The sequence below is a fragment of the Bacillus sp. SIMBA_026 genome (assembly GCF_046535335.1).
Taxonomy (GTDB): Bacteria; Bacillota; Bacilli; order Bacillales; family Bacillaceae; genus Bacillus; species Bacillus velezensis.
Genome location: NZ_JAWRWX010000281.1, coordinates 1 through 258, shown reverse-complemented (window position 1 = coordinate 258; position 258 = coordinate 1). Strand labels below are relative to the sequence as shown.

Here is a 258-nt window from a genome sequence, read left to right as displayed (position 1 = left end):
TCACGGCCACCCCCATCGAGCCGAAGCTATCCATGCGCGCTTCCATCCAGTGCGATGTGACGTTCGACGCCGTGCAGCTGGGTCCGGAGGCAATCCTTCCGGATGCGGCGGGACTTCGGGCGCCATTTTCGTGCCTCAACGAGGCGCGTTACGGTATCGCGTGGGGAGCCATGGGTGCTGCGCGCGACTCGTACGAGGCAGCACTCGAGTACGCCGGATCCAGGCTTCAGTTCGGCCGGCCACTGGCCGGGTACCAGC

1 protein-coding gene is annotated in these 258 nt (G+C 66.3%); it reads left to right on the top strand.

What is annotated here, in order from left to right:
• Positions 1-258 (top strand): acyl-CoA dehydrogenase family protein (locus tag SB847_RS21490; RefSeq protein WP_410578702.1); only part of this gene is annotated, 258 nt, incomplete at both ends.